This window comes from Rhizobium sp. 9140, assembly GCF_900067135.1.
GTDB lineage: Bacteria > Pseudomonadota > Alphaproteobacteria > Rhizobiales > Rhizobiaceae > Ferranicluibacter.
On record NZ_FJUR01000001.1, the window covers coordinates 362,501 to 377,519 of the forward strand.

At 61.1% G+C, this 15,019-nt stretch carries 14 protein-coding genes, 1 tRNA gene and 2 pseudogenes (1 of these 17 only partly in view); 1 reads left to right on the plus strand and 16 read right to left on the minus strand.

Translation table 11 applies throughout. The annotated features are described in order from the left end of the window. From metH to GA0004734_RS01680, 4 genes and pseudogenes are all read right to left on the minus strand, one after another. Nucleotides 1-2,473 (minus strand): annotated as a pseudogene (gene metH / locus GA0004734_RS01665) (methionine synthase) (it extends 1,355 nt beyond the left edge of the window). A gap of 66 nt (nucleotides 2,474-2,539) precedes the next feature. Continuing rightward, nucleotides 2,540-3,703 (minus strand): AGE family epimerase/isomerase, encoded by a 1,164-nt coding sequence (locus GA0004734_RS01670; RefSeq protein WP_092930640.1) that lies wholly within the window; start codon nucleotides 3,701-3,703, stop codon nucleotides 2,540-2,542. A 35-nt stretch (nucleotides 3,704-3,738) separates the two neighbouring features. Beyond that, nucleotides 3,739-4,239 carry a heme-degrading domain-containing protein gene (locus GA0004734_RS01675; protein ID WP_092930642.1) on the minus strand — a complete coding sequence of 167 codons (501 nt, stop codon included), beginning with the start codon at nucleotides 4,237-4,239 and terminating at the stop codon, nucleotides 3,739-3,741. A gap of 4 nt (nucleotides 4,240-4,243) precedes the next feature. Next, on the minus strand, nucleotides 4,244-5,137 hold the full coding sequence (locus GA0004734_RS01680; protein ID WP_092930643.1) for an ROK family protein: 894 nt from the start codon (nucleotides 5,135-5,137) through the stop codon (nucleotides 4,244-4,246). A 184-nt stretch (nucleotides 5,138-5,321) separates the two neighbouring features. Between GA0004734_RS01680 and GA0004734_RS01685 the strand changes: the two genes are divergently transcribed. Beyond that, nucleotides 5,322-5,398: transfer RNA gene (locus GA0004734_RS01685), tRNA-Arg, on the plus strand. Nucleotides 5,399-5,455: 57 nt separating this feature from the next. On the opposite strand, the gene GA0004734_RS01690 is transcribed toward GA0004734_RS01685, so the two are convergent. The 12 genes and pseudogenes from GA0004734_RS01690 to GA0004734_RS01745 form a co-directional block, all read right to left on the minus strand. Then, nucleotides 5,456-6,664, minus strand: coding sequence for a site-specific integrase (locus tag GA0004734_RS01690; protein WP_092930645.1), 1,209 nt, complete (start codon nucleotides 6,662-6,664; stop codon nucleotides 5,456-5,458). Then, a complete protein-coding gene (locus GA0004734_RS01695) occupies nucleotides 6,655-6,900 on the minus strand; it encodes a winged helix-turn-helix domain-containing protein (protein WP_092930647.1) in 246 nt (81 codons plus the stop codon). The genes GA0004734_RS01690 and GA0004734_RS01695 overlap by 10 nt, the downstream gene beginning before the upstream one ends. Beyond that, nucleotides 6,900-7,133 (minus strand): hypothetical protein, encoded by a 234-nt coding sequence (locus GA0004734_RS01700; protein WP_092930649.1) that lies wholly within the window; start codon nucleotides 7,131-7,133, stop codon nucleotides 6,900-6,902. The genes GA0004734_RS01695 and GA0004734_RS01700 overlap by 1 nt, the downstream gene beginning before the upstream one ends. A gap of 185 nt (nucleotides 7,134-7,318) precedes the next feature. Beyond that, the gene (istB, locus tag GA0004734_RS01705) at nucleotides 7,319-8,077 is read right to left on the minus strand and encodes an IS21-like element helper ATPase IstB (protein ID WP_092930036.1); all 759 of its coding nucleotides are present in this window, start codon (nucleotides 8,075-8,077) and stop codon (nucleotides 7,319-7,321) included. Further along, nucleotides 8,074-9,378: an IS21 family transposase gene (gene istA / locus GA0004734_RS01710; RefSeq protein WP_280949456.1), complete on the minus strand. Its 1,305-nt coding sequence runs from the start codon at nucleotides 9,376-9,378 to the stop codon at nucleotides 8,074-8,076. The genes istB and istA overlap by 4 nt, the downstream gene beginning before the upstream one ends. A gap of 65 nt (nucleotides 9,379-9,443) precedes the next feature. After that, complete coding sequence (locus GA0004734_RS01715) at nucleotides 9,444-10,058, minus strand: plasmid pRiA4b ORF-3 family protein (protein ID WP_092930651.1); 615 nt, start codon at nucleotides 10,056-10,058, stop codon at nucleotides 9,444-9,446. Between the two features lie 2 nt (nucleotides 10,059-10,060). Further along, entirely contained in the window at nucleotides 10,061-11,713 is a 1,653-nt protein-coding gene (locus tag GA0004734_RS01720; RefSeq protein ID WP_092935760.1) for an IS66 family transposase, read from the minus strand. A gap of 47 nt (nucleotides 11,714-11,760) precedes the next feature. Then, a complete protein-coding gene (gene tnpB, locus GA0004734_RS01725) occupies nucleotides 11,761-12,096 on the minus strand; it encodes an IS66 family insertion sequence element accessory protein TnpB (protein ID WP_092930653.1) in 336 nt (111 codons plus the stop codon). 11 nt (nucleotides 12,097-12,107) lie between these two features. Beyond that, nucleotides 12,108-12,566, minus strand: coding sequence for an IS66-like element accessory protein TnpA (locus GA0004734_RS01730; protein WP_092935762.1), 459 nt, complete (start codon nucleotides 12,564-12,566; stop codon nucleotides 12,108-12,110). A 30-nt stretch (nucleotides 12,567-12,596) separates the two neighbouring features. Continuing rightward, nucleotides 12,597-12,821, minus strand: a pseudogene (locus tag GA0004734_RS01735) (IS21 family transposase); the annotation flags it as partial. 99 nt (nucleotides 12,822-12,920) lie between these two features. Beyond that, a complete protein-coding gene (locus tag GA0004734_RS01740) occupies nucleotides 12,921-13,247 on the minus strand; it encodes a glycosyltransferase family 2 protein (RefSeq protein ID WP_175386180.1) in 327 nt (108 codons plus the stop codon). A 156-nt stretch (nucleotides 13,248-13,403) separates the two neighbouring features. Beyond that, nucleotides 13,404-14,942 carry a discoidin domain-containing protein gene (locus GA0004734_RS01745; protein WP_092930657.1) on the minus strand — a complete coding sequence of 513 codons (1,539 nt, stop codon included), beginning with the start codon at nucleotides 14,940-14,942 and terminating at the stop codon, nucleotides 13,404-13,406. Nucleotides 14,943-15,019 lie beyond the last annotated feature (77 nt).

The window sequence follows — 15,019 nt, forward strand, 5'->3', positions numbered from 1 at the left end:
CAGGCACCATGACGCCGAGATCGATGATCTCGTAATTGTTGCAGGCAAGAACCACGCCGACGATGTTCTTGCCGATGTCGTGGACGTCGCCCTTGACGGTCGCCATCAAAACCTTGCCGGCGGACTGGCGCGCCTCGCCGCCTTCCGCCAGCTTCTCCGCCTCCATGTAGGGCAGAAGCACGGCGACCGCCTGCTTCATGACGCGAGCGGATTTCACCACCTGCGGGAGGAACATCTTGCCGGCGCCGAACAGGTCGCCGACGACGTTCATTCCCGCCATCAGTGGTCCCTCGATGACGTGCAGCGGACGGGCAGCGACAAGCCGCGCCTCCTCGGTGTCGTCGACGATGAATTCGGTGATGCCGTTGACCAGCGCATGTTCGAGCCGCTTGTCCACGGTCCATTCGCGCCAGCGGAGGTCGCGCTCCTTCGCCTCGCGGCCCGCAGCGCCCTTGAACCGTTCGGCAAGCGTCAGCAGCCGATCGGTGGCGTCCGGTCGGCGGTTGAGCACGACGTCTTCGCAGGCCTCGCGCAGTTCGGGTTCGATGGCGTCGTAGACGATCAGCTGCCCGGCATTGACGATGCCCATATCCATACCCGCCTGAATGGCATGGTAGAGGAACACGGCATGCATAGCCTCGCGCACCGGCTCGTTGCCGCGGAACGAGAAGGACAGATTGGAAACGCCGCCTGAAATGTGGACATGCGGCAGGGTCGCCACGATCTCGCGCGTCGCCTCGATAAAATCGACGCCGTAATTGTTGTGCTCCTCGATGCCTGTCGCCACCGCGAAGATATTGGGGTCGAAAATGATGTCCTCTGGCGGAAAGCCGACCTGTTCGGTGAGGATGCGGTAGGCGCGGGTGCAGATTTCCACCTTGCGCTGGCGGCTGTCGGCCTGGCCCTGCTCGTCGAAGGCCATGACCACGACGGAGGCGCCATAGGCCCGACATAGGCGCGCCTGATGCAGAAAGCTCTCCTCGCCTTCCTTCAACGAGATGGAGTTGACGATGGACTTGCCCTGAACGCATTTCAGGCCCGCCTCGATCACCTCCCACTTGGAGCTGTCGATCATCACGGGAACGCGGGCGATGTCGGGCTCGGCGGCGATCAGGTTCAGGAACTCGATCATCGCCTGCTTGGAATCGATCAGGCCCTCGTCCATGTTGATGTCGATGACCTGGGCGCCGTTCGCCACCTGGTCGCGCGCAACATCCAGCGCCGCAGCATAGTCGCCCGCCGTGATCAGCTTGCGGAATTTCGCCGAACCCGTGACATTGGTGCGCTCGCCCACGTTGATGAAGGGAATGTCCTTCGTCAGCGTGAAGGGCTCCAGCCCGGAGAGCCGCATCTGCGGGGTGATGGCCGGGATCTGCCGGGGTGGGAAAGCGGCCATATCTTAGAGCCTCGCCTGTGCGTTTGTGTCGAGACCGGAGCGCGGCACTTGTCCGACGACGGCTTCGGCGATGGCCTTGATATGCGCGGGTGTCGAGCCGCAGCACCCGCCGACGATGTTGACGAGGCCATCCTCGGCAAAGCCGGCGATCTGCGCGGCCATTTCGTCCGGGCTCTCGTCATAAGCGCCGAATTCGTTGGGCAGGCCGGCATTCGGATAGGCGCAGATGAGCGTATCGGCGACGCCGGACAGCTCGGACAGATGCGGCCGCATGGCATTGGCGCCCAGCGCGCAATTGAGGCCGATCGAGAAGGGCCGGGCGTGGCGCAGCGAGTACCAGAAGGCGGTCGGCGTCTGGCCGGAGAGCGTGCGGCCGGAGAGATCGGTGATCGTACCCGAGATCATCACCGGCAGCGTGATACCGCGCTCGGCAAACACTTCGAGCGTCGCGAACACGGCTGCCTTGGCGTTCAGCGTATCGAAGATCGTCTCGATCAGCACGATATCCGTGCCGCCGTCGATCAGCCCGCGCAGTTGCTGGCCATAGGCGAGCCGCAGGTCGTCGAAGCTGACGGCGCGGTAGCCGGGATTGTTGACATCCGGCGAGATCGACGCGGTGCGGTTGGTCGGGCCGAGGGCGCCTGCCACGAAGCGGCGACGGCCATCCTTGTCCTGGGCGCGCAGGCCGGCGCGCCGGGCAAGGCGTGCGCCGTCGCGGTTGAGCTCGTAAACCGCATCTTCCATGCCGTAATCGGCCTGGGCGATGGTGGTGGAGGAGAAGGTGTTGGTCTCCAGAATATCCGCGCCAGCCAGCGCATAGCGATAGTGGATGTCCTCGATCGCCGCCGGCTGGGTCAGTGTCAGAAGGTCGTTATTGCCCTGCAAATGGCACTCGCAGCCCTGAAAGCGCTCGCCGCGAAAATGTTCTTCCGACAGGCCGAGAGTCTGGATCTCCGTACCCATCGCGCCATCCATGATGAGGATGCGCTCGGACGCAGCCTGCCGGAGGGCACGTGCGACCTCGGAGCCGTCGGGCGCCGGGGTCGGTTCGCCGAAAAGGGCCGTGATGGCAGACATGGGAAAACCTTTCACCTGCTGGACAGGCTTCGGAGTGACATAAAGATATATTTATGTCAATATATGTTACTTCGGCATGCGCGCAAGGCAGTCCTTCACCTCGTAGATGGCGCAGAGAATGTGGTAGAAGGTGCTGGCGGGCGCAGCCTCCTCGATGAAGACGCCGCTTTCCGGCAGCTTGTCGCGCCACAGGCCCTTCACGGGGACATCCAGAAACAGGTTCAGGGCTGCAATCGCCCGTTCGGCGGAGCCGAGATAGCGCTCTCTCGCCTCGCCCTCGCTCAGCGCCGCCAGCCGGATCGCCGCCTTCAGCCACTCGGTCTGCGGCCAGAGCCGCGCCAGCGGATCGCGCACCGAGAAATCGTCGTTGAGCTGCATGATGGCGACCTTGCGCGTTGCGCAGATGCCATGCGCCTCGCCGATCTCGAACAGCCGGCGCGCCTTGACAATGGCGCCCGCATCGCCCCGGCGCTCGCCCCAGCGCAGCAGCAGCCAGGCCCATTCGAACTGGTGCCCCGGCTCCACCACCCGGCCGAGATCGCCGGGCATGGGTGCCCAGTCATGGTCGAAGAACTCGCGAAGCGCGCCGGTCTGCGGATCGATGAAGCGGTCCATGCAGAGCGAAGCGATCTCGTCGGCCAGATTGGTCCAGCCGACCTGATCGAAACCCTCGACCTCTTCGCTGGCAAGGCAGGCCTCGAACAGATGCATATGCGGATTGGAGCAGAGCGGCAGGCGCGGCGGGTTGTCCTCCTCGAAGCCCGCCACCGGGTGCTTGCACCAGTCTTCCAGCTTTGCCTTCAGCGCCGCGCTGCGCTGCGCCATCTCGGCCAGGCGTTCGGGAAAGGCGCGCGCCATATAGGCGAAGGCCAACAGGGCGAAGGCCTGGTTGTAGATGTCGAACGACGGGTCGAGCAGCGTGCCGTCTGCATCGGCCAGCGCGCCGTAAAAACCGCTCGGCTGCAGGAAGACCCGGTCGAAAAAGGCGAGACCGCCGGCGCTTGCCCCCTGCCAGTCGCCGGTCCAGCCGCGCAGGCCCGCCTCGGCAAAACAATAGGTCTGGCGCGGCTGCACGCGGGCGCGCAGATGGGCGCGCGTCGGCTCACCGGTCAGATCTATCGTCTCGACGAAGCCGCCATCGGGATCGTTGAACCCCTTTGCCCGCCAGAGCGGCAGGGCCTGTTCGGTCAGCCAATGGTCGAGGGAGGCGGAAAGCGCGGAAACGGCCATGGACGGCACCTTTGCGGAAATTTCAGAAGGAGACATCAGACATCGAGACGGAGGCTGGCGAGGTCATGGCCGAGATGCAAGGCCAGCGCCTCGACCACCATCGCATGGTCCTGCCGCTGCGGCAGGCCGGACACGGTGACGGCGCCGATGCAGCCGGCACCCGTGACCGTGATGGGAAAGCTGCCGCCATGGGCCGCGAAATCCGCATCCGACAGGCCGAACTTGTCCTGCAGGCTGCGCCCGTCGCGGGCGAGCGAAAGCCCGGTCGCATAGCTGCTGCGGAAGAAGCGGGCAACGCAGTTGCGCTTGCGGCGCACCCAGTTGGCATTGTCGGGCGAGGTGCCCTCCAGCGCCGCGTAGAACAGCGGCATGGAAAACAGGCTAACATCGATGACGACGCCAAGATTGCCGGCTGCCGCCATGTCGCGCAGCCGCAGGCCGAGCGCCCAGGCGACATCGGCGTCGAAGCGCGCGAAGGTCAGCGTTTTTTCCTGATAGGCGACGCGGGCGATATCGGTCTCGAGAGAAACGGTCATGCGTCTATTCCTTCCAGAGCCATGCGGCGCCGCGCACGCCCGAACTGTCGCCATGGACGGCCTTGCGGATCGGCGTTTCGAACGAATCGCCAAAAATATACTGCGCGACGAGGCCCGGCAGGTCGTCGTAGATTTCATCGACATTCGACATGCCGCCGCCGAGCACGAACACATCGGGATCGACGACATTGGTCAGAAGCGCGAGGCTGCGGGCCAGACGATCGGCGAAGCGCTCGTAGACGCCGCGGGCGACCGCATCGCCGCCGCGCATGTCGGAGATGATGTCGCGCGCCAGCCGCTCGCGCCCGGTGGTCAGGCGGTAGTCGAGCTCGACGCCCGTGCCGCAGGCGTATTTTTCGAGGCAGCCCGTCTTGCCGCACCAGCAGGTGTGGCCGGGATATTCGTCCGCCCGCATCCAGGGCAGCGGATAATGGCCGACTTCGGCGGCAACGCCCTGAAAGCCGGCATGCACCTTGCGCCCGATCGCCAGACCGCCGCCATGGCCCGTGCCGATAATGATGCCGAACACCGTCTCGGCCCCCGCCCCCGCCCCGTCGACCGCCTCGGAGACGGCAAGGCAGTTGGCATCGTTGGCGATCCGGACGGGGCGACCGAGCAGCGCTTCGAGATCCCGGCCGAGCGGACGACCGTTGAGAATGACGGCATTGGAATTGCGCACGAGGCCCGTGCGCGGGTTAGGACTGCCGGGAATGCCGATGCCGACGCTGCCCGAAGCGCCCGACCCCGCTTCCGCCGACAGCACCAGCGACCGCACCGCATCGAGACAGGCGTCATAGGACGCCGGCGTCGGCACGCGCTCGCGCGCCCGCAGCGTGCCCGCCTCGTCCAGCGCCACCACCTCCATCTTGGTGCCGCCCCAGTCGATCCCGATAAACATCAAGCCCCCCTTGTGCCGCCTGCCCCTCATGCCCGCCTCCGGAGAGGCGCAGGCGGGCCTGCATATCACCCCGGCAACCGCGTTTGAAGCCCCGCCGAACACACAGAAGCATGCCTCCCGAAACCACCAATCCCCACCACCCCCCTTGGCTTCCCCGACAACCTTTTGTAAGGATGCCGACGATGGTCCCGTAGCTCAGGTGGATAGAGCGACAGATTCCTAATCTGTAGGCCACTGGTTCGAGTCCAGTCGGGATCACCACAAATTCAACAGCTTAGGAATATGCCGTTCCCACGCGTTCCTAGCGCGTTCCTCAAGCTATGTTTTCTGTCCGTTCTTGAGATTGCGGTGAGCGACACGGAGCTGCGCAACGTTCGATGTTTTTTCGAGCGTTTTGCGATTATAGCGCTGCGTTGTTGCAATATTATCGTGGTTCGCATGGTGGCGTAGCATCTCGATATCTGCGCCCGCGTCGCCGCCCTCGGTGATTCCCCCTGCCCGGCTGTCCCGGTTCCAGACGTCTTTCGGGACTCCGCATGCATCAGCAAGCGTCCGCCACATCTTGATGAAATAGCGCTGCTGGTATGGGAGGCCCGTCGTCTCGGACTTCACGACCGGGCCGAACCGCTGGCCGATCGGAACAAGATCCATGATGGCGCGGAGGAAGGGATACTGCATGGTGTCGTGCTCGGCCACCTTGCCGGTCTTGCTGGTGGTCTTCACGAGCACGCCCTTGTCGTCGATGTCCGACCACAGCAGGCCGTCGCGCCATCTCTGACCTCGATAGACGATACCGCCGGTCCCGACTTCCTCAGCGTCTTCCCAACGGCCGATGACATCGATCTGGCGCAGAGTGAGCTCGAACTGCAGCGCCTGGGCGAGCGCGATCGAGAGCCGGCCCTTTGAGATCGCCAGCTCGCAGATCGCTTTCGTCTGCTCGAACGAGATTGCCGCGGTGCGCCCACGCGGAACATGGAAACGCATTTCCTCCATGACCGTCTTAAGCCGGAAGCACTCGGCGATGTTCATGACCACGCCGAAGCCGATCACGATGCGCAGGAGCTGGATCGCCTTGTAGGCACGGCGATGGCGCTCGGTCTTCCCATCGGCGGCCGGCTCCTTAAACTTCGAATGCCAGCGGCGGATATCGATGCCGGTCACGTTTTCGAGCCTACGCGCGCCGACCGAAGTCTCGAGGAGGCGAAGGCTTTCGTCATACATGCTGCGGGTGTTGCTCTTCACCTCGAAGTACGAACTCTCGGCCGTCTGCTGGTAGAGCCGGATCAGCGAGCGCAGAGTGCCGTCATAGGTCGGCCGGGTGCCCTTCCCGCGCTTCGTAAGCCATTCCTTCAACTCTGCCGTCAGCACGCGGCACCGCGTGGCAACCTCATCGTCGGTACCATGAACGCGCACGGTCTTGAGAGGGTAGCCTTCTGTGTTCTTCGCAACGGCCGAGGCGACCCAATAATGGGCAGTCGTGCCGTCTGCTCGTGGCCGGACCTTCAGGCCCGGGGCTTTCAATTCCATTTTTCATCTCCATCAAGGCCAATAGCGGCCGGTGCCGACGATGAGGTGAGTCCATATCGCCGATCAAGGAATGCTTCGCAGGCAGGCCAATACCTTCGGCCGCCGAAGAGCGGGTCCGGCTCGGGGAAGCCAGATTTCGACAGCGCGGAAAGGGCATCCTTCAGCAGCTCAGTCTTGACACCGATGCGCTCGGCGAGCTCCGCCTCGGTGAGGAACAGGCTGGTGGCTCTCGTCATCACCCCACCTCCCGATCATGGGGCGCTGTTAGAGCCGCGCAAATCGCGTCGAACTTGACCTGCGGTATAAGCACCCATCCGGGATGATGCGTCTCGCTGGTCATGTAATCGTCGGCTATGCCTTCGACTGCCGCTCGCAAAGTCGATATGCGCGGGATGCCAGCTTCCACAACGCACTCGCCGTCTGCCTCGATCTTTTCCTTGAGATGTTCGTTCGTGACGCACATTTTCATTGCTGCTGACCTTTCTTCTGTCGAAGCACGGACGGCGACAGGATATCGCCGCTTGTCAACGGCGGAGTAAAATCCTGCCACGCGGCGGCGCAAAAGTCGGCCACTTGTGGCGCGCGCATGAGACCGCCGGGAGGGCTTAGGCCCGAGCGGGGGTCTCATGCGCGCGTTGCGATTTTCGAAGGGCGTCAGCCGGCCTTTCGGGCGCGGCTTTGGGCGAGACGATAGCTGTCGCCGTTCATCTCGAGGATGCTGACGTGATGGGTGATGCGGTCGAGCAAAGCGCCGGTCAGGCGCTCGGACCCCAAGGTTTCCGTCCATTCGTCAAAAGGAAGGTTGCTGGTGATCAGGGTCGCGCCTCGCTCGTATCGTTGCGAGATCAGCTCGAACAGCAATTCCGCGCCGGTCTTTGACAGCGGCACGAAGCCCAGTTCATCGATGATCAACAGCTGGTAGGCGGCCATCTGCTTCTGGAACCGGATGAGACGCCGCTCGTCGCGCGCCTCCATCATCTCGCTGACCAGTGCGGCCGCTGTCGTGAACCCAACGGACAGGCCCTTCTGGCAGGCGGCCAGGCCGAGGCCGAGCGCCACATGGGTCTTGCCCGTGCCGCTGGGGCCGAGAGCGATAACGTTCTCCCTGCGCTCGATCCATTCGCAGCGCGCCAGTTCCAGCACCTGCATCCTGTTCAGCTTTGGGATGGCGGCGAAGTCGAAACTGTCGAGGCTTTTGACGACCGGGAACCTGGCCGCCTTGATGCGACGCTCGACCTTGCGACGGTCCCGTTCGATCATCTCCCGCTCGGCAAGCCGGGTGAGGTATCCGACATGATCGACGCCTTCGGTGGCGCACAGCCGGGCCAGCTTCTGGTACTCGCGCTGGAAACTCGGCAGCTTCAGGGTTTTGAGATAATGGGTGAGAAGGATCTCGGGTGCTTGGGTGTTCATGCGACTTCTCCCGCATCCGACGACAGGAGACGCATATACGCCTTCGCCGATGTCGTCTCGACCGTCGCCCTCGGCAAATACGGGTAGATGGACAGGTCCAGTCTGGGCGGCCGGCGTTCCACCCGGCACAGGATCAGATGCTTGACGGCGTCAAAGCCAATGGCGCCAAGCTGGATCGCCTGCTTCACCGCCGCATGCAGATCGGCGAGTTCGAAGCTCTCCAGCAGGCGGAGGACCTGCACGTACTCACGCCGGCCGTGTTTGGCCATGCGGCCTTCCATCAACCGGCGCAGCGTAGCGAACTCTTGCGGCAAGTCCCAGCCCTGGAGGGGCGCTGCCTGATCCAGCGAATTGATCTTCTGCTCGATCAGCGGCAGGTAATGGACAGGATCGAAGACGACGTCTTCCCGTTCCCAGCACCGAGGATGGCGGGCGATGATCTCGCCACGGCCACCAATGACCACTTCGTTGACATAGCCGCGCACCCACACATCCTGATGGCCATAGGCGACCGGGACGGAATAGTCGTTGGTCTTGTAGCGCACCAGCGACTGCGCCGTCACCTTGGCACTTGCCTGGTCGCAGGCATCAAATGGCGAGGCTGGCAAGGCGCGCATGGCAGCCAGATCGCGCCGCAAGCGCTCGCCGATCGTCTCGCTCTCGCCGCGCAGCCTGTCGCGCTGGCGCTTCCGGCACTGCTCCTCCAGAAAGGTGTTGAACGCCTCCCATGTCGCAAACTGCGGGATCGGTACCATGAAGTTGCGCCGGGCATAGCCGACGAGACCCTCGACGTTCCCCTTGTCGTTGCCCTTGCCGGGACGGCCATAGCGATCCCGGATAAGGTAGTGGGACAGGAAGCCGCTGAACAACGTCGCGCGCTTGCGGGTGCCGTCAGGCAAAATCTTCGCCACCAGGCAACGGTCGTTGTCGTAGACGATCGATTGCGGCACGGCGCCGAAGAAAGCGAACGCATGGACATGGCCATCGACCCAGGCCTCGGCCACTGCCGCCGGATAGGCCCGCACGTAGCAGCCGTCGCTGTGCGGAAGGTCGAGCACGAAGAAATGCGCCTTCTGCTCGACACCGCCGATGACCACCATCGCCTCACCGAAATCGGCCTGCGCATGGCCGGGCGGATGCGACAGCGGCACGAACACTTCCTGGCGGCGCTGATCCCGCTCGCGCATGTAATCCTTGATGATCGTATAGCCGCCAGTGAACCCGCATTCGTCTCGAAGCCGGTCAAACACCCGCTTGGCCGTATGGCGCTGCTTGCGCGGCACTTGTCTGTCTGTAAGCATCCGAGCAGCCACGCGGCATTAACGCGCGCGAGTGACTGCAAATCGGCTATAACGATGATGTTGGTTCAAAGTGCGGTGTTAGGCGTAGCGGGTGGTGAGGCTTTCCGGCGTGATCGACGCGCCCATTTCGCAGTGAGGTTTTCCACGGCTCTGTTGAGATCAGCGAAGGCTGCATTGTTTGGGTCGAAGTCTTTGGCGCCCAACCATTCGACAAACTCGGCGTGCCGTTCATGAGCGGGGTCGGCGAGCGCCTCGCGGAATTCCTGGTATCCCCACGGACCGCCAACGTCTTCAGGCGGGCAGCGCCCCATTGCCTCGATCAGCATTGGATCTGCAAGTGCGACGATGGGGAACGTGCGCTCGATCTTGATGCTGTGCGTCCAGCCGTCGCCGAAGTCATAGTGGTATTTGAAAGATTTCGCACCGGTGTCCTGGATTGCCGACAGGAGCGAGACCTTGCGGGCATCGAGTGGACCATCCCCCCATTCCAGATCGGGCAAACCAAAGCCAACGTCACGGATCTGGAATTCGTAGAGGTGGGTGTTCGTCCAACCCATCGCGGCCTGCAACACCTCATGCAACCGGCTAAGCCGGATGCGCCACGGCACGACAATGCGCCGTATCACGGTCGGTTCGACATGATCAAGGGTGACCTTCAGACGGACGAGAGAAGAGGCCATTGTCAAGCTGCCAGCATGAGGGCGGAGTTTTCGGCCTGGCGCATCCGCTTCCACTCCCAGGGGAGCAGTTCCGGCAGACGCGAGGCAGGCAGGTCGGCGATACGAGCAAGGACATTGGCGAGCCAAGCCTTTGGGTCTACGTCGTTCAACCGTGCGGTCATGATCAGGGTGAGCATGATGGCAGTGCGATCTGCGCCCCGGTCTGATCCGGCGAAGAGCCATGCTTTTCTTCCGCAAGCGACACCGCGCAGCGCTCTTTCCGCAGCGTTGTTCGTCATGCAGGTTCTGCCGTCATCGACATACCGGGCAAAGTCAGCCCAGCGCGACAGCATATAGTCGATCGGTCCGGCCACCGGCGATGAGCGCGATAGGCTGGCCCGCTCGGTGCGCAACCATTCTTCCATATCGCCCAGCAATGGCTTGCTCTTGTCCTGGCGTACGGCAAACCGCTCGGCCGCGCTCAGGCCGTTGATGTCGCGCTCGATGGTGAACAAGGCATCGATGCGCTTTACGGCTTCGAGGGCTACCGGCGAGATCGGCTTAGCGCCTTTGCCGCGCCGAGCGTTGCGAGCGACATCGGCCAGCTCGAAGAACTTGCGGCGTGCGTGGGCGAAGCAGAACGCGGGTGTTGCCGGCATCTGCTTCCTCGCCCTGTCGAACAACGGATTGAAGCCGTTGTAGCAATCAGCCTGAAGGATGCCGCTGAAGTCGGCTAGATGCCTTTGCGGGTGCTCGCCGCGCCGATCGCTGGAGGCGTAAAAGACCGCCGCCGGCGGTGCAGGCCCGGCGAACGGCTGATCGTCGCGCACGTAAACCCATATTCGCCCGGTTGTGCATTGGCCTTTGGCCAGGATCGGGATCGTCGTATCGTCGCCATGAAGCCGCTCAGCCTGGAACACATGTGCCTCGATCAGGTCGAAGACCGGCTTAAGGGCGAAGGTGACGTGCCCGACCTGATCGGCCAGCGTCTGGGTCGACAGATCGATGCCCTTACATTTGAACCGCGTGCTCTGGCGGTTCAGCGGGATGTGCTGCCCGAACTTGTCGAACACGATCGTCGCCAGCAACTGAGGGCCGATGAAGCCGCGCGGCGTGGCATGGAACGGTGCGGGAGCCTGACTGATCGCCTCGCAATCGCGGCAGGTAAACTTCTCGCGCACCGTCTCGATGACCTTGAAGCGGCGCGGGATCTCCTCCAGCGTTTCCGTCACATCCTCGCCCAGCTTCGACAGCCGCGAGCCGCCACAGCAGGCACATGCCGTCGGCGCTTCAATGATGATGCGTTCGCGCTCGACGTCTTCAGGCCATGGCTTGCGCACCGGCCTCTTGCGGGCGAAGGCGCGCACGGACTGCGTTTTGGCCGCGGCCTCTTGGGCGCCCAGTTCGTCCTCCGCGGCCGACGCCACGAGCTCCTCGAGCTGCAATTCCAACTGATCGATCAGCCGCTGTGTGCGCTCGCGGCGCGGCCCATGCTTCTCGCGCTCCAGCTTGCCGATCAGCAGTTGGAGATGCGCGTTCAGCGCCTCGATGCTCGACAGCTTCGCCTTCGCATTGGCCGCTTCCGCCTCGGCCTGAAGCCGGGCTGCGCGCTCGGCCAGCAGCGCCGCATGAGCGCTGGCAAGGTCCGATGGCAGTGAAAGCGGCTGCAATGTCATGATGACATTCAACCAGATTTCTCAATAATCTCAATGCAAAAATGCAGTTAGACCCGGCTAGGGCGCCAAGTTTCCTGCGGCGCGCGCCAGTCAATTCCAGACAGCAAATAGGAAAGCTGCGCCGTCGAGATGGACACCACACCATCGGCCATCGAAGGCCATATGAACCTGCCCCTTTCAAGCCTTTTAGTGAACAGGCAAGCCCCCTGGCCATCGTGCCAGACGACCTTGATCAGGTCACCACGCTTCCCCCTGAAGCAGAACAGATGACCGCCCAGCGGGTCGTGCTTCAGCACCTCCTGCACCCGTAGCGCCAGCGATGGGAACCCACATCGCATGTCCGTATGGCCCGTCGAAAGCCAGACCTTGACGCCTGTTCCCATTGGAAACGGATTCACCGTAGCGCCTCCAGTCCGCGCAGGACCCGAAGCAGCGCTTCAACGTCGACGTCGCGTCCTACGTTCACACGGCGACCATTGGCGCTGATAACCTCCATAAGCCCACTTTGTGTCATCAAAGAATTGGTCGGCGCAACAGCCGGCATGCCTGGCTCCGGGACCAGCAGTGCAGCAATAAACCCTTCACTCCGGCCATTGCTGAGCCGTCCCTCACGGGCTGCTTTACGCCAATCGTTCAACTGAAAGCGTGTGATCCCATGGCGACGTGCTGTCGCCGTGACCTGACGCGGGGCGGAATAACTCTCTGCCACGATCGCAAGTTTGACCTCGTTGCTGAAACGGCGACGCCGCCCGCTATCGACAATCTCCATGCGGCTAACTTGGGGCCGCTTCTCTATTGGTAAATCCACGGTTCTCACACTGTCTATATATTGACGTCCATATAGACAGAGCATCCAATTCGCCTCACTTCTCAGCAAGACGGCCTTCCTCGGAAGCTTACGTCTGTCTTCGTCCAGCCAGTGATCGATCGTCGAGACAAACGCATCCAGCTTGGGCCGCCGGATCGGTGATTGTCGCTGATAGCCAGGTGGCGTCGAATAGGACAGCATCTTGGAAACGCTGTCGCGCGATATGTTGAAATGCTTTGCAGCCTGACGCCGGCTCATGCCTTCCGAGCAAGCCAGTCGAACCTTCAGATATAATTCCACGGTATAGATCCCCAGGCCCTCCTGCGCTCATTGCAGAAGAGAAATAGGTGGCCGACTTTTACGCCGCCCGAAGCGGGACAATCCCGCCGCTACCGTGGTCTAATTTTGCACCGCCGCTCTCAATGTCAGACGAGTATCAACGAACTCATCGGCGTCGAAGAACACCACCCAGTCAGCACCATGGAGGTCTCTTGCTCGATCGAACAGGAAGGTGTTGCGGTTACCTTCATCGAAAATGACGCAGCGGCGCTCGATCAGCTCAATCGGCAAGCCTTCGTCGATCATCGCTCTCACTATCACGACCGTGCGGTCATTGCTCCCATCGTCAAGAACAATGACGCTATCCATCTGGGCAAGGTGATGCCTGATCACGGCCTCAATGATGTCGTCCTCATTGAGCGTGCGCACAACGCCAACAATTTTCATGCCCGATTTCCTAACCTGATCTTCCGGCTTGCCCAAGGCTGCACGAATGCGGCCAATGAAATTTGATCCTGCTTCTCTCATATGCGCTGGGTATCACTGTGCACTTTCGGGAGCAAGACTCGCCTTGTGGCCGAAGGGAACACATTTCCGCACATCTTAATGGTCAAGAACGCCATAGACTTCCACCTCAGCCAGATTGAGGATCGTGGTTTTCCCTCTCACTATAACTCTAATATAACGAGCGATAATATTTTCAGTGGCAATAAATCGCAATGGAACGAATGAATTCTCTTGAACGCCAAAAAGCTCATGCGTTTGAAGAACTTCGACCCACGTTTGTCCGTCTAGCGACCATTCAATTGCAATACCCCTTGCTCGCTCTTGGATTGCCACATCATCGTTTTTTCTATTGAAGACCCTCACTTCTTTGAGAAGGAAATTCTGCCTGCAATCGACCGCCCACCATGGCTCGAAGTCTTCGCCAGTATGGCAGCCCGCTTCCTTACTACTGTCACCCGAAACGCACAGTTTGGCATCCTCTTCTATCGAAGAGCCGGAAGACCAAGGGGAAATTGAGCTTTGTGTTGGGACACCTTGGAGCGCTAGGTTGGGAAACTCAATTGCCTCGTCAAAGCTGTTGTGAATCGAGTAACCGGTCTTTCTGCCGATGTCAGAAAAATGGTGCAGTCCGTTTCGATACCAACCGTTACTAATGAGAAGCGCAACATCGAGGTATTTGTGAACGTACTTTTTCTCGCTGAAACCTAGGGGAGCCACCTCAGCGACGGGAGGCATCTGATGGGGCCGCCTCCTGATAGCTCTTACGTGCGCTGACGAAATCTCTTTCCAAGATCCTGCAATTGCTTTGTAGTGCTCCATTGCGGCGTCAACAGGAAGGGCGTAATTCATTGGGAAAAGATAAAACCGGTACCTTTTATCCTTATCTTGGATGAGGTCGATGTCGGGCATATGCGCAGGGTTTAAGAAGCCGTTGATGGGCAGATAGATTTGTTCCGCGTCCGAAAGCCAGGCTGCAGCGAGTGAAAACGTGCTGGTTGCAGGCACAATGTACTTGGCCGACCGCACTGTCTCAAAGTCCTTGTAAGCTCCCTGTGAATTCACGAAACGAGCATCGGGGAACGCTTGCTGCAGCCGATCGAAGTAGGGTGAAGGTGCCAACTGGCCGAGAAACAGCGGCTTTTTTCCAGTTGCCCGAACGATATCCTCGTAAAATTCCACAGGGACAAGCGGATACCAATGAACTTCTCCAGATAGGATTTCTGACGCTCGGACGTTGATGACTATGGTGTCGTCATCAATCTCGATCTCAGGCTTATCCATTGCCTTGAACCGCTTGGCATACAAATCCTTATCAAGGAAGAAGTCCTTGCGTTGCAGATGATGCTGGATCTGAATGAACGTCGAAGGCTCCTCTGCGACGAGGGCCTTGATCCTATCGAAGTCGAAATCCTTCGCAGACTTAATAACAATGTGCTTCCTGTAGTTTGTACGGTCGACCTTGGGAAAACTGAACCCCCAGTCGTTAAAATCGGCATTCGAGATTGTGCTTGGACCGATGTGCTCCATCAACCCGCAAATCGCAAAATACTGGTACATGCGATTACCAAGGTTTCCGTACCATTCGGTGTTGACTTCAATGTTGGGTCGATCTGCAAAGGTAGAGCTGTCGTGCATTGAAACTTCCTTCGATTGGGAAGCCGTTCAATCCGCTTGCTCCCCAGCATAAGGAGGTGCCTAGCATTGCCTCATAT

What these genes read in the sequence shown, in the direction of transcription:
- GA0004734_RS01700 (WP_092930649.1), bottom strand. Translation starts at nt 7,133, where the DNA reads ATGAAAATGTGCGTCACGAACGAACATCTCAAGGAAAAGATCGAGGCA.
- GA0004734_RS01690 (WP_092930645.1), bottom strand. Translation starts at nt 6,664, where the DNA reads ATGGAATTGAAAGCCCCGGGCCTGAAGGTCCGGCCACGAGCAGACGGC.
- GA0004734_RS01720 (WP_092935760.1), bottom strand. Translation starts at nt 11,713, where the DNA reads ATGACATTGCAGCCGCTTTCACTGCCATCGGACCTTGCCAGCGCTCAT.
- istB (WP_092930036.1), bottom strand. Translation starts at nt 8,077, where the DNA reads ATGAACACCCAAGCACCCGAGATCCTTCTCACCCATTATCTCAAAACC.
- GA0004734_RS01730 (WP_092935762.1), bottom strand. Translation starts at nt 12,566, where the DNA reads ATGCTCTGTCTATATGGACGTCAATATATAGACAGTGTGAGAACCGTG.
- istA (WP_280949456.1), bottom strand. Translation starts at nt 9,378, where the DNA reads ATGCTTACAGACAGACAAGTGCCGCGCAAGCAGCGCCATACGGCCAAG.
- GA0004734_RS01695 (WP_092930647.1), bottom strand. Translation starts at nt 6,900, where the DNA reads ATGACGAGAGCCACCAGCCTGTTCCTCACCGAGGCGGAGCTCGCCGAG.
- GA0004734_RS01745 (WP_092930657.1), bottom strand. Translation starts at nt 14,942, where the DNA reads ATGCACGACAGCTCTACCTTTGCAGATCGACCCAACATTGAAGTCAAC.
- tnpB (WP_092930653.1), bottom strand. Translation starts at nt 12,096, where the DNA reads ATGGGAACAGGCGTCAAGGTCTGGCTTTCGACGGGCCATACGGACATG.
- GA0004734_RS01740 (WP_175386180.1), bottom strand. Translation starts at nt 13,247, where the DNA reads ATGAAAATTGTTGGCGTTGTGCGCACGCTCAATGAGGACGACATCATT.
- GA0004734_RS01680 (WP_092930643.1), bottom strand. Translation starts at nt 5,137, where the DNA reads ATGTTTATCGGGATCGACTGGGGCGGCACCAAGATGGAGGTGGTGGCG.
- GA0004734_RS01670 (WP_092930640.1), bottom strand. Translation starts at nt 3,703, where the DNA reads ATGGCCGTTTCCGCGCTTTCCGCCTCCCTCGACCATTGGCTGACCGAA.
- GA0004734_RS01715 (WP_092930651.1), bottom strand. Translation starts at nt 10,058, where the DNA reads ATGGCCTCTTCTCTCGTCCGTCTGAAGGTCACCCTTGATCATGTCGAA.
- GA0004734_RS01675 (WP_092930642.1), bottom strand. Translation starts at nt 4,239, where the DNA reads ATGACCGTTTCTCTCGAGACCGATATCGCCCGCGTCGCCTATCAGGAA.